Here is a 16,990-nt window from a genome sequence, read left to right as displayed (position 1 = left end):
GGTCGTCCTCGCTGGCGTCGGCGCGCACGGCGCCGGCGCGGGCCAGCACCCAGGCCTCGCGGTCGGTCACGCGCACGCGCATGCCGGCCGGCGCCAGCGCGGCCAGCACGGGTTCGAGCGCGCCGACGTAGCCATGGGTCCGCAGCGCCTGCAGCGTGCCGTCGGCTGCCACGGTGCCGGCGATGCGGCGTTTGCCGCTGGCATCCAGGTCGCGGGCCTCGAGGCCGATCGAACGCACGGCGAAAGCCTGCGGCAGCGCCAGCTCCACGTCGTAGCCGCCCTCGCGTTCACGCCAGACGCCCTCGACGCGGATGGAGGGCGGCAGTCCGTCGTCGCCCGCCACCCGCAGCGCGCCGGAACCGCTGTTGGCCAGGCGCAGGCGCAGGTCGCCGGCGGGGCCGACCAGGCGCAGCTGCAGGCGGTCGAACTCGAGGTCGGCGGGCCAGTGCGCCTCGCCGCGCTGCGGGCTGGCGTCGTCCACCGACACCCACAGGTGCAGGCGGTCGTTGGTCTGCGCCAGCGCGGCGCGCAGCCAGGGCCGCGCGCCGCCGAAGGCCACCGGCGCTTCGGCCGCGCCCTGCCAGTCACCCGCTTCGCCGTCGAGCCGCGGCGCGTAGTCCAGGCGGTGCACGAACCAGCCCGGTCCGCGGGCCGGCAGCCCCGCCGGGCGCACCGCGATGCCGCGCGCCAGCGCTTCGGCCGAGGCCAGCAGCGCCTGTTCCTGGCCCTGGCGCAGCAGCGTTTCCATCTGCCGCACGAACTGCCAGCCCGCCCAGGGCAGGGCCAGGATGGACAGCGCCACCAGCAGCAGTTTCGTGCGCAGCGACATGCGCGCTCAGGCCCGCCAGCGGTAGCCGGCGCCGTGCACGGTGTCGATCTCGTCGAAGGCGGCGTCGAGCGCCTGGAACTTCCGGCGGATGCGCTTGATGTGCGAGGTGATGGTGGCATCGTCCACCACCACCTGGGCTTCGCGCATCAGCTGCTCGCGCGTCTTCACGTGGCCGGGGTAGCGCACCATGGCGTGCACCATCCAGAACTCGGTGACGGTGAGGCCCACGTCGCGGCCGTCCCAGGTGACGCGCATGCGCTCGAGTTCCAGCGTGAGCCCGCGCAGCCGGAACACCTGCTCGCGCGCCTGCGGGGCCGCCAGCGAATCGAGCCGCCGGAACAGCGCGTGGATGCGCGCCGTGAGCTGCGGCAGGCTGGTGTCCTTGCTCAGGTAGTCGTCGGCGCCCAGGCGCAGGCCCGAGATCACGTCGAAGTCGGAATCGCGGGCGGTCAGGAACAGGATGGGCAGCGTGGCCGAACGCGCGCGCAGTTCGCGGCACAGGTCGAAGCCGCCCTCGGGCTCGTCGCCCAGGCCCACGTCGATGATCACCAGGTCCGGCAGCTTCAGCGCGAAGGCCGCCTGCGCCTCGGCGCGGCTGGCGTGCGGCTGCACGCCGTAGCCGTGGCGGCGCAGCGCCTCGGCGTAGTTGGCGCGGATGGCGGGTTCGTCTTCGACGATGGCGACGGTGCGGGACATGGCGGCCAGCCTAGGGCAGCCACGCGGGGGCGGCAACGTGTTGCCCGCGAATTGCCACATTTCGCCTCCGCCCTGCCCCGGGTGCGCCCCGGGCGGCGCCGGCGCATGCCCTGGAATGGCCCTGCCACCCAGGAGAACCGCCATGGACCACCGCGAAACCCGCAAGCCCCGCCTGTTCCGATTCCTGCGCCTGCCGCCGCCGGCGCTGCTGCGCGTGGTGCTGCTGCTGGCGGCGCTGTCGCCGGCGCTCGCTGCCGCCGCGCGCGAGCCCGAGGGCCTGATGCTCAAACGCGACGGCGAATGGGTGGCCACCCTGGCCATGGACACCACCGTGGACATGCAGGTGCGCGGCCTGCTGGCCGAAGTCAGCGTGCGCCAGACCTACCGCAACGATTCCAGCCAGTGGCGCGAAGGCCGCTACCTGCTGCCGCTGCCGGAAAACGCCGCGGTCGGCGCGCTCACCCTGCGCGTGGGCGAGCGCCTGGTCGAGGGCGAGATCCGCGAGAAGCAGGAAGCCCGCGCCGTGTACGAAGCCGCGGCCGCCGCCGGCCAGCGCGCCAGCCTGGTGTCGCAGAACCGCCCCAACCTGTTCCAGACCGCCGTGGCCAACATCGGTCCCGGCGAGGAAGTGGAGATCGAGGTGCGCTACTGGCAGCCGGTGGCGTTCAAGGACGGCGTGTTCTCGCTGCACCTGCCGCTGACGCTGACGCCGCGCTACCTGCCGGCGCCTTCGCCGGAAACGGCCTTCGCGGCGTGGAACGCGGGCGGCGCGGAACCCGTGCCGGAATCGCTGCCCGCGGTGATGACGGGCGAAGACGCCAGTGCCGCGCTGCCGCCCACGGTGGCGCTGACCGCCGAGATCGAGCCGGGGCTGCCGCTGCAGCGGCTCGACAGCCCCACCCACGCGGTGACGGTGTCGGCCGACGGCCCCACCTACCGGGTCGTGCTGGCCCACCTCGTCGAGGCCGGCGACCGCGATTTCGAACTGCGCTGGGAACCCGTGCCCAGCAAGGCGCCGCGCAGCGCCGTGTTCACCGACCGCGTCGGCGGCGAGGACTTCGCCCTGCTGATGCTGGTGCCGCCGACCCTGCCGGTGGCGCCGCTGCCGCGCGAACTGGTGCTGGTGATCGACAACTCCGGCTCGATGTCGGGCGCGTCCATGCAACAGGCCATCGAGGCCGCCGACCAGGCGCTGGCGCGGCTGCGCCCGGGCGACCGCTTCAACGTGGTGCGCTTCGACGACACCTTCGAACTGCTGTTCGAGGCGCCGGTGCCGGCGCAGCCGGGCAACGTGGCGCGCGCCCGCGCCTTCGTGCGCTCGCTGCAGGCCGACGGCGGCACCGAGATGCTGCCGGCGCTGCGCGCGGCCTTCGCCGGCGAACCGGCGCCGGGTTTCCTGCGCCAGGTGGTGCTGGCCACCGACGCGGCCGTGGGCAACGAAGACGAACTGCTGGCGCTGATCGAAACGGCACGCGGCGATGCGCGCCTGTTCCCGGTGGGCATCGGCAGCGCGCCCAACGGCCACTTCCTGCGCAAGGCCGCCGAAGCCGGCCGCGGCACCCAGACGCTGGTGCGCGACGTCAACGAAGTGGCGGCGAAGATGGACGCGCTGCTCGCGAAACTCGACCACCCGGCGATGCGCGACATCCAGGTGGACTGGCCGGGCCCGGCCGAGGCCTACCCGGCGCGCGTGCCCGACCTCTACCAGGGCGAGGCGCTGCAGGTGGTGGCGCGCCTCGACCGCCTGGCTGGCGTCGCCACCGTGCGCGGCCTGGCGCCGCAGCCCTGGGTCCGCCGCGTGCCGCTGGGCGCGGAATCCGCCACGCCGGCCCCGGGCATCGGCCGGCTGTGGGCGCGGGCCCGCATCGACGGGCTCGAAGATGAAATCCGCCGCGGCGGCGACCTCGAACGCCTGCGTCCGGCGGTGGTGGACGTGGCGCTGCGGCACGGCCTGGTGAGCACCTACACCAGCCTGGTGGCCGTGGACCGCACGCCGGCGCGGCCGCAGGAAGAAAGCCTGGGCAGCACGCGCCTGCTCAACGCCACGCCCGACGGCAGCCTGGCCTTCGCCCAGGGCAGTACCGGCTGGACCCGCGAACTGATGCTGGCGCTGGCGCTCGCGCTGGGCGGCGCCCTGCTGCTGCGCACGCGGGGCTGAGCCATGGCCACCCGCGTGCTCGCTTCGCTGTTCTGCCTCGCCCTGCTCCTGCTGTTCCGCCCCGACGACCTTTGACGTCCACGGAGACACCGCCATGGTCCTGATCATCGAACCCCGCGACACCTTCCCGCCACCGGCGCCGGAACCCGGCGCGCGCTCGACCGAACGGGCGCTGGCGCACATGCACTGGCACTTCGTGCCGGCCGACGCGAGCGCGCTGCTGCGCCGCCGGCCCTTCCCCCTGGTTTCCCCGCCGACGGCGCAGGAGGCGCCGTGAAATCCCCCGTGTTCGCCACCGCATCAAGGATGCACCCTCGGGGCAAGGAAGCCCCACCATCGGCGGCGAAACCACCTCGCCACCTGCGCGGCACCGCCGCCAGCGCGCGGCGGTGGCTGGCGAACGGGCTGCTGCTGGTTGCGCTGTGCCTGGCCGCCAACGCGGCCTGGCTGCCGGCGAAGGCGGCGCTGGCGCAGGTGCTGCTGCACGAGTCATGGCGGCAGGCGCTGGCCGACGGTGGCACGCACCGCCCCTGGCCCTGGGCCGACACGCACGCGGTGGCGCGCCTGCACCAGCCACGGCTCGGCGTTTCGCAGGTGGTGCTGGCGGGCGACAGCGGCCGGCCGCTGGCCTTCGGCCCGGGCTGGGCGGAATCGAGCGCGCGCCCGGGCGAACGCGGCACCACGGTGCTCAGCGGCCACCGCGACACCCACTTCCGCTGGCTGCAGCACCTGCGCGACGGCGACCGCGTCCGCCTGGAGACCACGCGCGGCCTGCGCGACTACGTGGTCACCGGACAGCGCGTGGCCGACTCACGCACCGAACGGCTGTCCACCGCGCCCGGGCACGACCAGCTCCTGCTCGTCACCTGCTGGCCCTTCGACGCCACCGCCCCGCGCGGTCCCCTGCGCTACGTCGTGACGCTGGTGCCGTCGCCGGTGGGCTGACGCCTGCCTTCAGCCACGCACCGCCGCGACTTCGGCGCGCATGCGGGAGATCACTTCCGCGTAGTCCGGGGCATTGAAGATGGCGCTGCCTGCCACGAAGGTGTCGGCGCCGGCGGCGGCGATTTCGCGGATGTTGTCGGCCTTCACGCCGCCGTCGATTTCCAGGCGGATGGGCTTGCCGAGCTTGTCGATGCGTTCGCGCACGCGCCTGAGCTTGTCGAGCGCGGAAGGAATGAAGGCCTGGCCGCCGAAGCCCGGGTTCACCGACATCAGCAGCACCAGGTCGAGTTCGGGCAGCACGTAGTCCAGCACCTCCACCGGCGTCGCCGGGTTCAGCACCAGGCCCGCCTGGCAGCCCTGCGACCTGATCAGCTGCACGGTGCGGTGCACGTGTTCGCTGGCCTCCGGGTGGAAGCTGATGAGGCTGGCGCCGGCCTTGGCGAAGTCGGGCACGATGCGGTCCACCGGCTTCACCATCAGGTGCACGTCGATCGGCGCGGTGACGCCGTGCTTGCGCAGCGCCTCGCACACCAGCGGGCCGATGGTGAGGTTGGGCACGTAGTGGTTGTCCATCACGTCGAAGTGCACCCAGTCGGCGCCGGCGGCGAGCACCGCGTCGACCTCCTCGCCCAGCTTGGCGAAATTCGCGGACAGGATGGACGGGGCGATGATGCAGTTCGACATGGGGACCTCAGCGCTTGCTGCGCAGCTTCTGGATGCGGTCGTAGGCGGCGTTGATTTCGCCGGCCTTCTTCTCGGCCTGCAGGCGCAGGTCCTCGGCGGCGCCGTTGAGCCGGTCCGGGTGGTACTGCGTGATCAGGCGGCGGTAGGCGCGGTCGATCTCGGCCTCGCTGGCGTCGGCCGACAGGCCCAGCACGGCATACGGGTCGTACTGCTTCGGGCGGAACCAGCCGGCGTCGAAGGCGTGGCCGATGAGCAGGCCGATCAGCGCGCCCGCCGGGTGGCCGCGCATCAGCGCCATGCCGGCGATCGCGCCCAGCACCTTGCCGTACCACCTCATGGCGCGGCCCCGGCGGCGAAGCCCGGCTGCGCGGCGTACCAGGCGGCCAGCGCCTCGATGTCGGCCGGCTGCAGCGAATTGGCCAGGCTGGTCATGGGCACGTGCTGGCGCTTGCCGCTGCGGTAGTCGCCCAGGGCGCGCTCCAGGTACAGCCGGTCCTGGCCGCCCAGGTGCGGCGTGCCGGGCGTGCGGCTGGTGCCGTCGGCGCCGTGGCAGGCCATGCAAAGCCCCAGCTTGGCGGGGCGCGCCACCGCGCCGGCGGCCGGGGCGGCCGCCGCGGTGGGAACGGGGGTGTCGCCGTCGGCGCAGGCCGCCAGCGGGGCCAGCACCAGGCCCAGGATCAGGGTGGGTCGGAACATGCCTCGATTCTAGCAGCGGGACGCCCCCGCGGGCCCCGGCGGCCGTACAATGGCCGGCCCAGCTTCACGCCGTCGAGACGCCCGTGCCGACCACCCTGCATACCTCCGACCTGCCCGGCCTGAACCTGCTCCACCGCGGCAAGGTCCGCGACGTGTACGAACTGCCGGGCAAGCGCCTGCTGATGGTCGCCACCGACCGGCTTTCGGCCTTCGACGTGGTGCTGCCCGACCCGATTCCCGGCAAGGGCGAGATGCTCTGCCAGATCAGCAATTTCTGGTTCAACAAGACCGCGCACCTGGTGCCCAACCACCTCACCCACGAGGACGTGGCCGGCGTGCTGCCGCCCGGCACCGACGTGGCCCTGTACGCGCGCCGCTCGGTGGTCGCCAAGCGCCTGCGCCCGGTGCCGGTGGAGGCCATCGCCCGCGGCTACCTGATCGGCAGCGGCTGGAAGGACTACCAGCGCACCGGCGCGGTCTGCGAAATCCGCCTGCCCACCGGCCTGCGCCAGGCCGAACAGCTGCCGCAGCCCATCTTCACGCCGTCGAGCAAGGCCGCCGTGGGCGACCACGACGAGAACATCAGCTTCGACGCCATGGTTTCGCGCATCGGCGCCGAGCTGGCCGAACAGATCCGCGCCGCCACGCTGCAGATCTACCAGTTCGCGGCCGAATACGCCCTGGGCCGCGGCATCATCATCGCCGACACCAAGCTCGAGTTCGGCCTGGACGACAACGGCGTGCTGCACGTGATGGACGAGATGCTCACGCCCGACAGCTCGCGCTTCTGGCCGGCCGACCAGTACCAGGTGGGCATCAGCCCGCCCAGCTACGACAAGCAGTTCGTGCGCGACTACCTCGAGACCCTGGACTGGGACAAAACCGCCCCCGGCCCGCACGTGCCCGCCGACGTGATCGAAGTCACCCGCGGCAAGTACGCCGAGGCCCTGGACCGGCTGGCCGACATCCGCCTGGATTGACGCCCCGGCGCGGGCCCGGCGCTATGATGGCCGCACGTCCCTCGTAGCCCGGAGCATGCCCATGGCGACCTCGCCCGACCTGATCGATTCGCCCGACCCGCGCCGGCCGATCGACCGCTGGCTGTCGAGTTATTCCGGCGACCACGTCAACGCCACCAACCAGGCCATCCACGTGGTCTGCGTGCCGGCCATCGTGTGGTCGGTGACGGCCGCCTTCTGGCTCATCCCCGTGCCCGCGGCGCTGGCGCGTCCCGGCGCCTGGATGGCGCTGGCCATGTTCGCGGCCTGGCTGTGGTACTGGAAACTCTCGCGCAAGCTGGCGCTGGGCGCGCTGGTGGCCTTCGTCGCCTTCGGCTTCATCAACCGCGCGCTGTGGGACGCGCTGGGCCCGGCCGGCCTGGGCTGGATTGCGCTGGGCGTGTTCGTGGTGGCCTGGATCGGCCAGTTCATCGGCCACAAGATCGAAGGCCGCCGCCCGAGCTTCTTCACCGACCTCAAGTACCTGCTGGTCGGGCCGCTGTGGACGCTCGACAAGCTCTACCGCAAGCTCGGCTGGAGCCACTGAAACAGGAAGGGCGCGAGGGCCCCTGGCCCCCGCGCCCCGGTCGACGCGCTTCGCCGGGCCTCAGCCCATCGACGCCGCCATGCCCGCCGCGCCCAGGCCGATCACCACGCCCAGCACGATGCCGATGACGATGCCGAGCACCGTGGCGATCACCAGGTACAGCAGCGACACCAGCAGCGAACGGCCGTAGCCGATCGCCCGGCCGTCCGGGTGCTTGATGAGCCAGTTCACGCAGGCCGCGGTGATGAACAGGCTGGCCAGCAGGCTGACCGCCATCGCGCCCATCATGGCGCCCATCATCGACGCCGCGGCGGCGGCCGCCGCTTCGCTGCCATCCATCGCCGGCAGCGCCGCGCCGCCCACGCCCATCGCGGCCGACACCACCATGTTCACCACGAAGCCGATGATGGCGGCGACCACCACCACCAGCAGCGAGCGGCCATAGCCGGGCGAGAAGCCCTCGACCATGCGCACCGACAGCTTCAGGATCAGCGCCGCCACCAGCAGGCCGATCACCGCGATCACCAGGATGCCCACCAGGGCTCCGCCAATTGCAGCCATTTCCATCTCGAATCTCCCCATTCGTCTTGGTTTGGTGCGCAATGCGCACCGGGACTGTGACCGAGCGGGCGGGCCGGGGCAAGCCTTGCGCGCGCGGCGCACCCCCGAGGCGCAATAATGGCCCTCCGTCCCTGCCGGCCCGCCCATGCCCCCGCGCGACATCCTGCTCGCCCTGCTGATCTGCCTGGCCTGGGCGGGAAACTTCCTGGGCTCCGCGCTGGCGCTGCGCGAACTGCCGCCGCTGCTGTTCACCGCGCTGCGGCTGGCGCTGCTGGTGCTCATGCTGGGCGTGTTCCTGCGCCGCCCCGCGCCCGGGCAATGGCCGCGCCTGCTGGCCATCGCCACCTGCACCGGCGTGCTGCACTTCGGCCTGAGCTTCTGGGCGCTGAAGCTGGCGGGCGACCTGTCGTCGCCGGCCATCGTGATGCAGAGCTACATCCCCATGGCGGTGCTGCTGGCCTGGGCGCTGCTGGGCGAGCGCTTCGCCTGGCGCACCGGCACGGCGATCGCCATCAGCTTCGGCGGCGTGCTGGTGCTGGGCTTCGATCCGCTGGTGCTCGACAACCCCGCCTCGCTGTTCCTGATGCTGGCCTCGGCGTTTTTCCTGGCCCTGGCCACGGTGATGATGCGCGGCCTCACGGGCGTGACGCGTTACGGCCTGCAGGCCTGGATCGCGGTGGTGGGCGTGGGGCCGCTGCTGGTGCTGAGCCTGTGGCTGGAACCGGGTGCGCTGGCGACGCTGGGCGGCATCAGCGGCACGGCCTGGGCCGGCGTGGCCTACGCGGCCATCGTGGCCTCGGTAATCGGGCACGGCCTGTACTACTCGCTGATCCAGCGCCACGCCGTGGCCCGGGTGATGCCCTGGCTGCTGCTGACGCCGGTGTTCGCCATGGCCCTGGGCATCGCCTTCTGGGGCGACCGCCCCGGCCCCAAGCTCTGGATCGGCGGCGCCATGACCCTGGCCGGCATCCTGCTCATCGCCCTGCGCAGCCAGGCCAAGGCGCGCCCGGCGCCCATCGCGGAAGAGCTGTGAACTTTCCGCGCTGAAAGGAAAAAGGCGGGCCGGAGCCCGCCTTTTCCAATGCGACGACGGCAGTCCGTCAGAGCTTGGGCACCCAGTCGTCCTTCTCGCGCGGGCGCAGCAGCCAGCGGCACAGGGCCGGCAGGAAGATGATGGCCGCGACCATGTTCACCACGAACATGAAGGTGAGCATGATGCCCATGTCGGCCTGGAACTTCAGGTCGGAGAAGATCCACATCGCCACGCCCACCGCCAGCGTCAGCGCGGTGTAGAAGATGGCGATGCCGGTGGTCTTGAGGGCGATGAAGTAGCTCTCCGAGATCGTGCGGCCCTGCAGCATCGCCTCTCGCATGCGGGCGAAGATGTAGATGCCGTAGTCCACGCCGATGCCCACGCCCAGCGCCACCACGCAGAGCGTGTTGACCTTCATGCCGATGTCGAGCTCGACCATCAGCGAGTGGCCCAGCTCGGTCACCAGCACCAGCGGCAGCAGCACGCACAGCGCGGCCAGCGGGTTGCGGAAGCTCAGCCAGCACATCAGGAACACCGCCGCGTACAGCAGGTACAGGATGGTGTGCTCGGACGCCCGCACCGTGTCGTTGGTGGCCGCCATGACGCCCACGTTGCCGGTGGCCAGGCGCAGGTTCACCTGGTCGGAGGCGAAGGACGGGTCCTGCGCCGCCTGCTCGGCCAGGCGCACCTGCAGGTTGCCCTCGGTGAAGGCGTTGTTCTTCTCGCGGAAGTCCTTCACCGCCGCCACCACGCGGTCGATCGTCGTCGCCTGGTGGTCCGAGGTGAAGATGGTGATCGGCATGGCGCTGCAGTCGGAATTGAGCAGGCCCGAGTCGGTCTCGAAGCTCTGCGTCGCCTGGCGCAGCGTGTCCGGGTCGCGCGGCAGCACGCGCCAGTCGACCGAGCCGTCGTTCCAGCCGGCGTTGACGATCTTGGCCGCCGCCGGCAGCGTGATCACCTGTTCCACGCCCTCGACGTTCTCCATGTGCCAGGCGAAGCGGTCGATCAGCTCCATCGCGGCGTAGGAGGTGGTGCAGGCCGAGGGACCGGCTTCGGCGATCACGTTGAGGATGTCCACGCCGAGCGCGAACTTCTCGCTGATCAGCACCGCGTCCTGGTTGTAGCGGGCGTCCGGGTGCAGCTCGGCCACGCCCTTCTGGGCGTCGCCGATCATCACCTTGTTGCCATGCTGCCAGGCGAAGAACCACACGACGGTGCCGATCACGATGACCGCCAGCGCGGCCGAGGGCTTGCTCAGGCGCGACAGCGCCGCCCAGATGCGGTCGAAGCGGGTCAGCTGGCGCAGGCGGAACTCGCGCTTGCGGTCCAGGTTGCGCAGCCGGGTGTAGCTCAGCAGCACCGGCAGCAGCACCAGGTCGGTGAGGATGGTCAGGGCCACGCCCACGGTGGCCGTGATGGCCAGCTCGCGCACCATGTCGATGGGGATGACCATGATCGCGCCGAAGCCGATGCAGCCGGCCAGCAGCGCCACCGTGCCCGGCACCAGCAGCATGCGGAAGGACAGGCGGGCGGCCTCGAGCGGCTCCACCGCGTCCTTGGCGCGCGCGCGCAGTTCCTCGACGGTGCCCTCCTCCAGGCCGCCGAAGAAGATCTCGCCGCGGAACCGGTTGATCATCTGCTCGCCGTGGCTGACCGCGATCGCGAAGATCAGGAACGGCGTCAGCATGTTCATCGGGTCGATGCCGAAGCCCATCAGCTGCAGCGCGCCCAGCATCCACACCACCGACACCAGGGCCGCGGCCACGGTGAGGCTGGCCAGCTTGGCCGAGGTGGAATACAGGAACAGCAGCAGCCAGGTGAAGGCGATGGTGAGCGCGAAGAACTTGATGACCGAACGCGCGCCGTCGCTGATGTCGCCCACCATCTTGGCGAAGCCGATGATGTGGACGCTGTGGTTTTCGTCCTCGTACTTCTGCCGGATGGCCTCGAACTGGTCGGCCACCTGCTGGTAATCAAGCTTGTTGGTGGCGCTTTCCGGGATCAGGTCGGCCCAGATCATCGCGCCCGAGAAATCCTTGGCCACCAGCCGGCCGACGATGTTGGCCTTGATGATGTTGCCGCGGATCTGGTCGAAGTCCTCCGGCGTGGAGGCGAAGCCCTCGACGTTCGGGGTGAAGGTCTGCGGGATGACGTTGCCGCCGGACAGGCCGTCCTCGACCACCTCGATGAAGCGCACGTTCGGCGTGAACAGCGAGCGGGCGCGGGCGTCGTCGGTGGCGTCGAGGTTGATGACCTCGTTGGTGACGTTCTCCAGCGTGGCCATGAAGGCCTGGTCGAGCATGTCGCCGTCCTTGGCGACCACGGCCACGAGCACGCGGTTGGCGCCGCCGAACTCGAGTTCGTAGTCCTGGAAGGTCTGCATGTACTCGTGCTGCAGTGGCACCTGCTTCTTGAAGCCGGCGTCCACCTTGAGCTGGCTGGCGAAGAAAAGCATCGCCACGGTGATGATCGCGAAGACCACCAGGATCAGCGGCCGGTTCGCGAACACCAGGTGTTCCGCGAGGCGGGCGAACGGGCCGGGCTGGCTGTTGGGCAGGCTCATGGGATCTCCGTTACTGCGGGCGGTACAGGCCGGCGCCCTTGTCGCCAACCACGATGAAGCCGGCGTCGCCGGCCGGCAGGACGCCGGTGAGGTTCGGCGTTTCGCCGCTGGCCATTTCGAAGCTGGTGGCCGCGAACGGCGTGCCGGTGCCCGGGCGGGTCAGCACGACGCCGTTGGCGCCCACCAGGATGGCGCCGCCGTTGGGCAGCGCATGGCCGCCCAGCAGGCTGGTGCCGACGCCGGTTTCCACCGGGGTCCAGGTGTCGCCGAGGTCCATGGACTCGAGCACGTTGCCACGCAGGCCGAAGGCCAGCAGGTGGCCCGCGTCCCAGGCCAGGATGCCGAACATCGAGCCTTCGTACGGCAGGCGCTTGCGTTCCCAGGTCTGGCCGCCGTCGCGCGAGCGGAAGAAGGCGCCGCGCTCGCCGGCGATCACCAGGGCGCCGCCGGCGTCCTGGGCGATGGCGTTGAGGTGCGGGTCGGCCTCGGCGTCGAGCTCGAGGTCGGAAGCATCGAAGGTCCAGTCGTCGCCTTCGCCGGCGTCGGCGGCAGGCGCGGTCTCTGCTTCGGAAGCATCGTCGCCGTGGTCGATGATGCTGCGCGGCTCCCAGGTGACGCCGCCGTCGGTGGTGGCCAGCATCAGGCTGTAGGCGCCGACGGCGAAGCCGTTCATGCCGTCGACGAACAGCACGTCCATCACCGGCACGCCTTCGGTGGGATCCATGGTGTCCGGGGTCCAGGGCGCGGCGCGGCGGCGGGTCCAGGACTGGCCGCCATCGGTGGAGTGCACGATCACGCCGTCGTGGCCGGCGGCCCAGAGCACGCCGTTGGCGGTGGCGATGGAAGTGAGGGTGGAACGGGTGGGCACCGGCGCCTGCTTCCAGGACTGCCCGTCCTCGGAGGACAGCACGTGGCCGCGTTCGCCGACGGCGAAATAGCCAGCCTGGGTGCGCACCACGTCGAGCAGCAGCGAACGGCTGGCGCGCGGCATCATTTCCGCGTCCAGCAGGGCCGGGTCGGTGGCGGCCGGCGCGGCGGCGGTTTCCGCCGGCGGCGCCTCGTCCACGGCCGCGGGTTCGGCCAGGGACGCTTCGTCCACGGCCTGGGATTCGGGGGTATCGCCTTCGGCGGCGGCCGGGTCGGTGGACCCGTCCTGCGCCTGCAGGGCGAAGGGCAACGCCAGCGCCAGCAGCAGGGCTGCGGCGAGGCGCGTGCGATGGATGGGGGTGTTGGGCATTGCGTCCTCCTGCCTGGCCCCGGCACGCGCAGGGCCCCTTAACGCAGCCGCGCCCTTTCGGGCGCGGCTGGTGGTTCCAAAACTAGCGGATCAGCGCACGCCCGCGGTACGCAGGTTCTGCGGCGAGTAGTTCGCCGGGGTGCTCTGGTAGCCGAAGTCGCGCGGCTTGTCCTCGTTGTCGAGCAGCATGGTGATGTAGCGGCCCGACTTGAGGTCGTGGTGGGTCTCGAGGGTGGACCAGAAGGTCGGCACCTCGTAGTAGTTCACCGACGGCGCGTCGGAGTAACGCCACAGGTTGCCCTGGCCATCGTAGTGGTCCATGAGCAGGATCTGCCAGCTGTCCTCGTCCACGTAGAAGGTGCGGCGGCTGTTGATGTGGCGCTGGCCCTGCTTGAGCTTGGCCTCCACCACCCACACGCGGTGCAGCTCGTAGCGCATGTGGTCCGGGTTGAGGTGGCCCGGGCGGATCAGGTCGCGCACCTTGGTCTTGTCGCTGTGCGCCTTGTACGAGTTGTACGGCACCAGCATTTCGCGCTTGCCCACCAGGGTCCAGTCGAAGCGGTCCATCGCGCCGTTGAACATGTCGGTCATGTCATTGGTGCGCAGGCCGTCCGAGGCGGTGCCCGGGTTGTCGTAGGCCACGTTCGGGGCGCGGCGCACGCGGCGCTGGCCCGGGTTGTAGACCCACGCCTGGCGCGGCGAGGCCTGGGCGTTCAGGGTCTCGTGCACCAGCAGCACCTGGCCGGCAAGGCGCGCCGGGCCGAGCACTTCCTGCTTGAAGTACAGCAGGATGTTGTTGATGTTCTCGGAAGTGTTGCCCGGCTTGTAGTACAGGCCCAGCAGCTCCTCGCGGACCTTGGTCAGCGTGAAGGCGCCATTGGCCGTCGGGGCCGCCTGGTTCGAGTAGCTGATCACCGACAGGCCCTTGTACTTGAGCTTGTGGTTCCAGATGACCTCGTAGGCGTTCTGCGGGATCGGGAACGGGATGCCCTCGGCGCAGTTGCGCACGCCTTCGCCGTTGGCGACCAGTTCGCACGACGTCGCGTTGCGCTTGGTGAAGTCGTAGGTGCGCTGCGGGAACGAGGCGCTGCGGCGGGTCGGGTACACGTCCATGCGGAAGGTCGGGTACTTGGCGAACATCGCCTTCTGGCCCGGGGTCAGCACGTTGGCGTACTGCGCCTGGTTGGCTCGGGTGACCGAGTACAGCGGCTTGTCGGCCGCGAACGGGTCGATGTGGAAGGTACCCACCCGGAAGCCCGCGGGCGGACGGGTGATGCCGCCTTCCCAGGCCGGGATGGTGCCGGCGGCATTGCCGGCCTTCTCGCCGCCGACCGGGGTCAGGCTCTGGCCCAGCTTCGCAGCTTCCTGCGCGCTGACCTTGGCCTGGGCCATGCCGGTGGCGAGTACCGCGGCGCCGGCGAGCAACGCCAGCCCGTGTTTCCTGTTGATCTTCATCCTCTGCCTCCCTGTGGCCTCAGAACGAATACTTGACGGTGAACGCCGCGAAATCGCGGTCGTGGATCTGGTTGTACTGCTCGGCGCCGCTGAACTGCGTGTAGCTCAGGTCGAACACCCACTGGTTCAGGTAGTTCGCTTCCAGGCCCAGCGTCAGCGACTTGCGGCCCTCGAGGAAGTTGCCGCCCGGCCCCGGGGTGATGCCGCTCACGTCATGGTTGAACGCGACGCGCGGAGACAGCGTGAGGGGCGTGCCGAAGGCGCTGGCGTAGTCGGCGCGCGCGGCGAGGCGGTAGCCCCACGAGAACGCGGTCGGGAAGCCACCTTCGCCGGTGAGCGGGTTGCGCATGCAGCCAAACTGCAGCGCGCCGGCGCCCGGGAAGCCCGCGGCCAGGACGTCGCCGACGTCGCAGCCACCGCCGGTGTCGGTGCCCTCGCCCTCGTAGCGCAGTTCGGACTGCGGCGGCAGGTCCCAGACCTCGGTGCCGCCCAGCTCGGCGACCACGGCGATCTGGTCGGCGCCGAAAGCCTGCGCGAAGGCCTTGGTGAAGGTCATCTGCACCTGGCTGACTTCATGCTCGCGCCAGCCGCGCACTTCCTGGCCCAGCGCATAGGAACCGAGCTGGCTGTTGAAGCGCAGCGCCGGCACCGGGATGAACGGGTTGAGCGGGGTGAGCGCGGCGAACAGCAGCTCGACGTCGTCGACCTGCAGCGGCATGTTCGGGCGATGGCTCACCTCGCCCTGCCAGGCGACGCCGCCCGGCAGCGTGGTGTTCCAGCTCACGCCGAACATCTGGATGTCTTCCGGGTACTCGGCGAAGAAGCGGCCCGAGGCGGCGCCCACGACCGGGTTGCTGACCGCCACGCCCGACAGCAGCGGCACGCGGCTGTGGTAGTTCAGGAAGTAGAAGCCGAACTCGGTTTCGTTGAGGTTCTCGGCGTACCAGCGCAGCGCCATGCCGTACTGGCCGTCGTCGCGGGCGTTGCGGTTGGGCAGGCGGCCCACCGCGTTGCCGCAGCCGATGGCGACGATCTGGGCGGCGGTGGCCGGGCCGTAGATGGCCGACAGGTCGGCGAAGCGGTCGGAGTTGGCGTAACCGGCCGGGCCGGCGTAGCAGGTGCTGAAGAAGCGCTCCGGGTTGTAGACCGGCTGCGGCGTGGTGCCGAAGCCCAGCATCACGTAGGTGCCGCCCGGGGTGGCGAAGTCGTTGGCGCTGAAGTACGTGCCGGCGGCGTCGACTTCGATTTCCTCGAACTCGAGCATGTACATCGCCTCGAGGGCGACGTTCTCCGACAGGTTGATCGAGCCCCACAGCATGTCCACCGGCAGGAACGCTTCCTTCAGCTCGGCGCCGGCGACGCGCAGCGCCGACAGGTCGACCGGGTTGATGACGTTGATGCCGTTCTGGATGAAGGTGCCCTCGCCCCAGCTCACGACCTGGCGGCCGACGCGAACGGTGCCGCCCAGCTGGCCTTCGTCGCCGAGCTCGAAGTTCTTGAACACGAACGCGTCGAGCATGCGGAAGCGCTCGCCGATGCGGTCCTTGGCTTCCTCGGTCAGGTCGTCGCGGTCGACGTTCTCGAAGTCATAGAAGTACGTGGCGCGCATGAACGCACCCCAGTCGCGCCAGTTCAGGCTCAGCTCGGAGGTGAGCTTGAAGGCGCTGGAGATGGCGTCGCCCTTGTCGTACTTGAGGTTGCCGTCGTCGCGGTTGGCCGAGAAGCGGCCTTCGGCAGCGGCCTGCGCCGGCGAGCCCGGCACGCCGCCGGTGCTGGTGCAACGGCCCGGGCCGACCGGGATCGCGCCGAGCGGCACGTTCTGGGTGCACAGCAGCGGGTTGAACCACGACTTGCCGATCAGGTCCGGGTCCTGGTCCTCGACGCGCCAGGCGTAGCCGTACGACACGGTGGTGTCGAAGCTGCCGCTGAGTTCGCCGCGGCTGAACTCGATGGCCTGCGCGGCCGGGGCGGCCAGCAGGCCAAGCGCGACGGCGGCGGCCAGGCGGGCACGGACGACCCGCCCGTGCTGCGAATTCGATTTCTTCATGGGTGCTTCCTCGGGTTCAGATCGACTGTGCGGAATTCGGGGCACCGCCAAGGGCGGCGGGCGAAGACGACGGCGCGAAGGCCGGCGCGGATGGAACTGTTCTCATGGTTCTCTGGCTCCCCCCAGACTCTAGAGCATTTCCTCTAGGCATATTAATTGTTCGTTAGGAAATGGCAATGCTGTTGCGTATGGTGCCGGCCGTCACGCTAGTCCTGCTGCGCCGCAGCAGCGCGCGCGAGGTCCGAGGCGGCCGGGTGGAAAGGCCTGGAACGCAGGCCCAGCGCGGCTTGCAGCGGTCCGGCGTCGTAGGCCTGGTCCTGGCGCAGGCGGGCCAGCACCCCCTCGCCGGGCGCCCCGGCGCGCCCCGCCAGCGCCACCGCCAGGCGGAACACCGGCCCGGGCAGGGTCAGCAGCCGGCTCCCCGGGGCCGCCACCGCCAGGCAGCGCCGCGCCATTTCCTCGAAGGGCAGCGCCTCGCCGCCGGGCAGGTCGAAACGGCCGGGCACGGGCGCGGGCGAACGCAGTGCGCGCAGCACGGCGT

The 16,990-nt window shown here is 70.8% G+C and carries 16 protein-coding genes and 1 pseudogene; 6 read left to right on the top strand and 11 right to left on the bottom strand.

Annotated elements, in window-relative coordinates:
- Positions 1 to 829: DOMON domain-containing protein (locus tag N790_RS13320; RefSeq protein WP_043804960.1), on the bottom strand; the 829-nt coding region annotated here is incomplete at its 3' end.
- A 6-nt stretch (positions 830 to 835) separates the two neighbouring features.
- The gene (gene pdsR / locus N790_RS13315) at positions 836 to 1,525 is read right to left on the bottom strand and encodes a proteobacterial dedicated sortase system response regulator (RefSeq protein ID WP_043804957.1); all 690 of its coding nucleotides are present in this window, start codon (positions 1,523 to 1,525) and stop codon (positions 836 to 838) included.
- 142 nt (positions 1,526 to 1,667) lie between these two features.
- On the opposite strand from pdsR, the gene N790_RS13310 reads away from it, so the two are divergent.
- The 3 genes from N790_RS13310 to N790_RS13300 all read left to right on the top strand — a co-directional run bounded on the left by N790_RS13310 (position 1,668) and on the right by N790_RS13300 (position 4,628).
- Positions 1,668 to 3,683, top strand: a complete 2,016-nt coding sequence (locus tag N790_RS13310; protein WP_052385957.1) for a marine proteobacterial sortase target protein — start codon at positions 1,668 to 1,670, stop codon at positions 3,681 to 3,683.
- A 94-nt stretch (positions 3,684 to 3,777) separates the two neighbouring features.
- Complete coding sequence (locus tag N790_RS13305) at positions 3,778 to 3,960, top strand: hypothetical protein (RefSeq protein ID WP_043804954.1); 183 nt, start codon at positions 3,778 to 3,780, stop codon at positions 3,958 to 3,960.
- Complete coding sequence (locus tag N790_RS13300; protein WP_211252002.1) at positions 3,957 to 4,628, top strand: class GN sortase; 672 nt, start codon at positions 3,957 to 3,959, stop codon at positions 4,626 to 4,628. Before N790_RS13305 ends, N790_RS13300 begins: the two co-directional genes overlap by 4 nt.
- A gap of 9 nt (positions 4,629 to 4,637) precedes the next feature.
- Here the strand turns inward: N790_RS13300 and rpe are convergent, their stop codons facing one another.
- From rpe to N790_RS13285, 3 genes are read right to left on the bottom strand one after another with little or no spacing between them, the layout of a single operon-like run.
- Positions 4,638 to 5,312, bottom strand: coding sequence for a ribulose-phosphate 3-epimerase (gene rpe, locus N790_RS13295; RefSeq protein ID WP_043804952.1), 675 nt, complete (start codon positions 5,310 to 5,312; stop codon positions 4,638 to 4,640).
- Between the two features lie 7 nt (positions 5,313 to 5,319).
- On the bottom strand, positions 5,320 to 5,649 hold the full coding sequence (locus N790_RS13290; protein WP_043804950.1) for a J domain-containing protein: 330 nt from the start codon (positions 5,647 to 5,649) through the stop codon (positions 5,320 to 5,322).
- A complete protein-coding gene (locus tag N790_RS13285; RefSeq protein ID WP_156970092.1) occupies positions 5,646 to 6,008 on the bottom strand; it encodes a c-type cytochrome in 363 nt (120 codons plus the stop codon). The genes N790_RS13290 and N790_RS13285 overlap by 4 nt, the downstream gene beginning before the upstream one ends.
- An 83-nt stretch (positions 6,009 to 6,091) precedes the next feature.
- On the opposite strand from N790_RS13285, the gene N790_RS13280 reads away from it, so the two are divergent.
- Positions 6,092 to 6,988, top strand: a complete 897-nt coding sequence (locus N790_RS13280) for a phosphoribosylaminoimidazolesuccinocarboxamide synthase (RefSeq protein WP_043804948.1) — start codon at positions 6,092 to 6,094, stop codon at positions 6,986 to 6,988.
- A 61-nt stretch (positions 6,989 to 7,049) separates the two neighbouring features.
- Entirely contained in the window at positions 7,050 to 7,553 is a 504-nt protein-coding gene (locus N790_RS13275; RefSeq protein ID WP_052385958.1) for an Mpo1 family 2-hydroxy fatty acid dioxygenase, read from the top strand.
- 60 nt (positions 7,554 to 7,613) lie between these two features.
- On the opposite strand, the gene N790_RS13270 is transcribed toward N790_RS13275, so the two are convergent.
- Positions 7,614 to 8,114 (bottom strand): hypothetical protein, encoded by a 501-nt coding sequence (locus tag N790_RS13270; protein WP_156970091.1) that lies wholly within the window; start codon positions 8,112 to 8,114, stop codon positions 7,614 to 7,616.
- A gap of 145 nt (positions 8,115 to 8,259) precedes the next feature.
- On the opposite strand from N790_RS13270, the gene N790_RS13265 reads away from it, so the two are divergent.
- Complete coding sequence (locus N790_RS13265) at positions 8,260 to 9,147, top strand: DMT family transporter (RefSeq protein WP_052385955.1); 888 nt, start codon at positions 8,260 to 8,262, stop codon at positions 9,145 to 9,147.
- Between the two features lie 67 nt (positions 9,148 to 9,214).
- Here the strand turns inward: N790_RS13265 and N790_RS13260 are convergent, their stop codons facing one another.
- The 5 genes and pseudogenes from N790_RS13260 to N790_RS16530 all read right to left on the bottom strand — a co-directional run.
- On the bottom strand, positions 9,215 to 11,710 hold the full coding sequence (locus tag N790_RS13260; protein WP_052385954.1) for an efflux RND transporter permease subunit: 2,496 nt from the start codon (positions 11,708 to 11,710) through the stop codon (positions 9,215 to 9,217).
- Positions 11,711 to 11,720: 10 nt separating this feature from the next.
- Positions 11,721 to 12,947: a WD40/YVTN/BNR-like repeat-containing protein gene (locus N790_RS13255; RefSeq protein WP_052385953.1), complete on the bottom strand. Its 1,227-nt coding sequence runs from the start codon at positions 12,945 to 12,947 to the stop codon at positions 11,721 to 11,723.
- Between the two features lie 90 nt (positions 12,948 to 13,037).
- Positions 13,038 to 14,402, bottom strand: coding sequence for a DUF1329 domain-containing protein (locus N790_RS13250; RefSeq protein ID WP_043804946.1), 1,365 nt, complete (start codon positions 14,400 to 14,402; stop codon positions 13,038 to 13,040).
- Between the two features lie 19 nt (positions 14,403 to 14,421).
- Complete coding sequence (locus N790_RS13245; protein WP_043804944.1) at positions 14,422 to 16,449, bottom strand: DUF1302 domain-containing protein; 2,028 nt, start codon at positions 16,447 to 16,449, stop codon at positions 14,422 to 14,424.
- A 206-nt stretch (positions 16,450 to 16,655) separates the two neighbouring features.
- A pseudogene (locus N790_RS16530) lies at positions 16,656 to 16,990 on the bottom strand (nucleoside-diphosphate sugar epimerase); the annotation flags it as partial.

It is taken from the genome of Arenimonas malthae CC-JY-1 (genome assembly GCF_000747075.1).
In the GTDB taxonomy this organism is placed as follows: domain Bacteria; phylum Pseudomonadota; class Gammaproteobacteria; order Xanthomonadales; family Xanthomonadaceae; genus Arenimonas; species Arenimonas malthae.
This window is presented reverse-complemented; position numbering and strand designations above follow the sequence as displayed.

Excerpts from the sequence above, each read along its gene's own strand:
- pdsR (WP_043804957.1), bottom strand. The coding sequence starts at position 1,525 with ATGTCCCGCACCGTCGCCATCGTCGAAGACGAACCCGCCATCCGCGCC.
- N790_RS13310 (WP_052385957.1), top strand. The coding sequence starts at position 1,668 with ATGGACCACCGCGAAACCCGCAAGCCCCGCCTGTTCCGATTCCTGCGC.
- N790_RS13305 (WP_043804954.1), top strand. The coding sequence starts at position 3,778 with ATGGTCCTGATCATCGAACCCCGCGACACCTTCCCGCCACCGGCGCCG.
- rpe (WP_043804952.1), bottom strand. The coding sequence starts at position 5,312 with ATGTCGAACTGCATCATCGCCCCGTCCATCCTGTCCGCGAATTTCGCC.
- N790_RS13290 (WP_043804950.1), bottom strand. The coding sequence starts at position 5,649 with ATGAGGTGGTACGGCAAGGTGCTGGGCGCGATCGCCGGCATGGCGCTG.
- N790_RS13285 (WP_156970092.1), bottom strand. The coding sequence starts at position 6,008 with ATGTTCCGACCCACCCTGATCCTGGGCCTGGTGCTGGCCCCGCTGGCG.
- N790_RS13275 (WP_052385958.1), top strand. The coding sequence starts at position 7,050 with ATGGCGACCTCGCCCGACCTGATCGATTCGCCCGACCCGCGCCGGCCG.
- N790_RS13270 (WP_156970091.1), bottom strand. The coding sequence starts at position 8,114 with ATGGCTGCAATTGGCGGAGCCCTGGTGGGCATCCTGGTGATCGCGGTG.
- N790_RS13265 (WP_052385955.1), top strand. The coding sequence starts at position 8,260 with ATGCCCCCGCGCGACATCCTGCTCGCCCTGCTGATCTGCCTGGCCTGG.
- N790_RS13260 (WP_052385954.1), bottom strand. The coding sequence starts at position 11,710 with ATGAGCCTGCCCAACAGCCAGCCCGGCCCGTTCGCCCGCCTCGCGGAA.
- N790_RS13255 (WP_052385953.1), bottom strand. The coding sequence starts at position 12,947 with ATGCCCAACACCCCCATCCATCGCACGCGCCTCGCCGCAGCCCTGCTG.
- N790_RS13250 (WP_043804946.1), bottom strand. The coding sequence starts at position 14,402 with ATGAAGATCAACAGGAAACACGGGCTGGCGTTGCTCGCCGGCGCCGCG.
- N790_RS13245 (WP_043804944.1), bottom strand. The coding sequence starts at position 16,449 with ATGAAGAAATCGAATTCGCAGCACGGGCGGGTCGTCCGTGCCCGCCTG.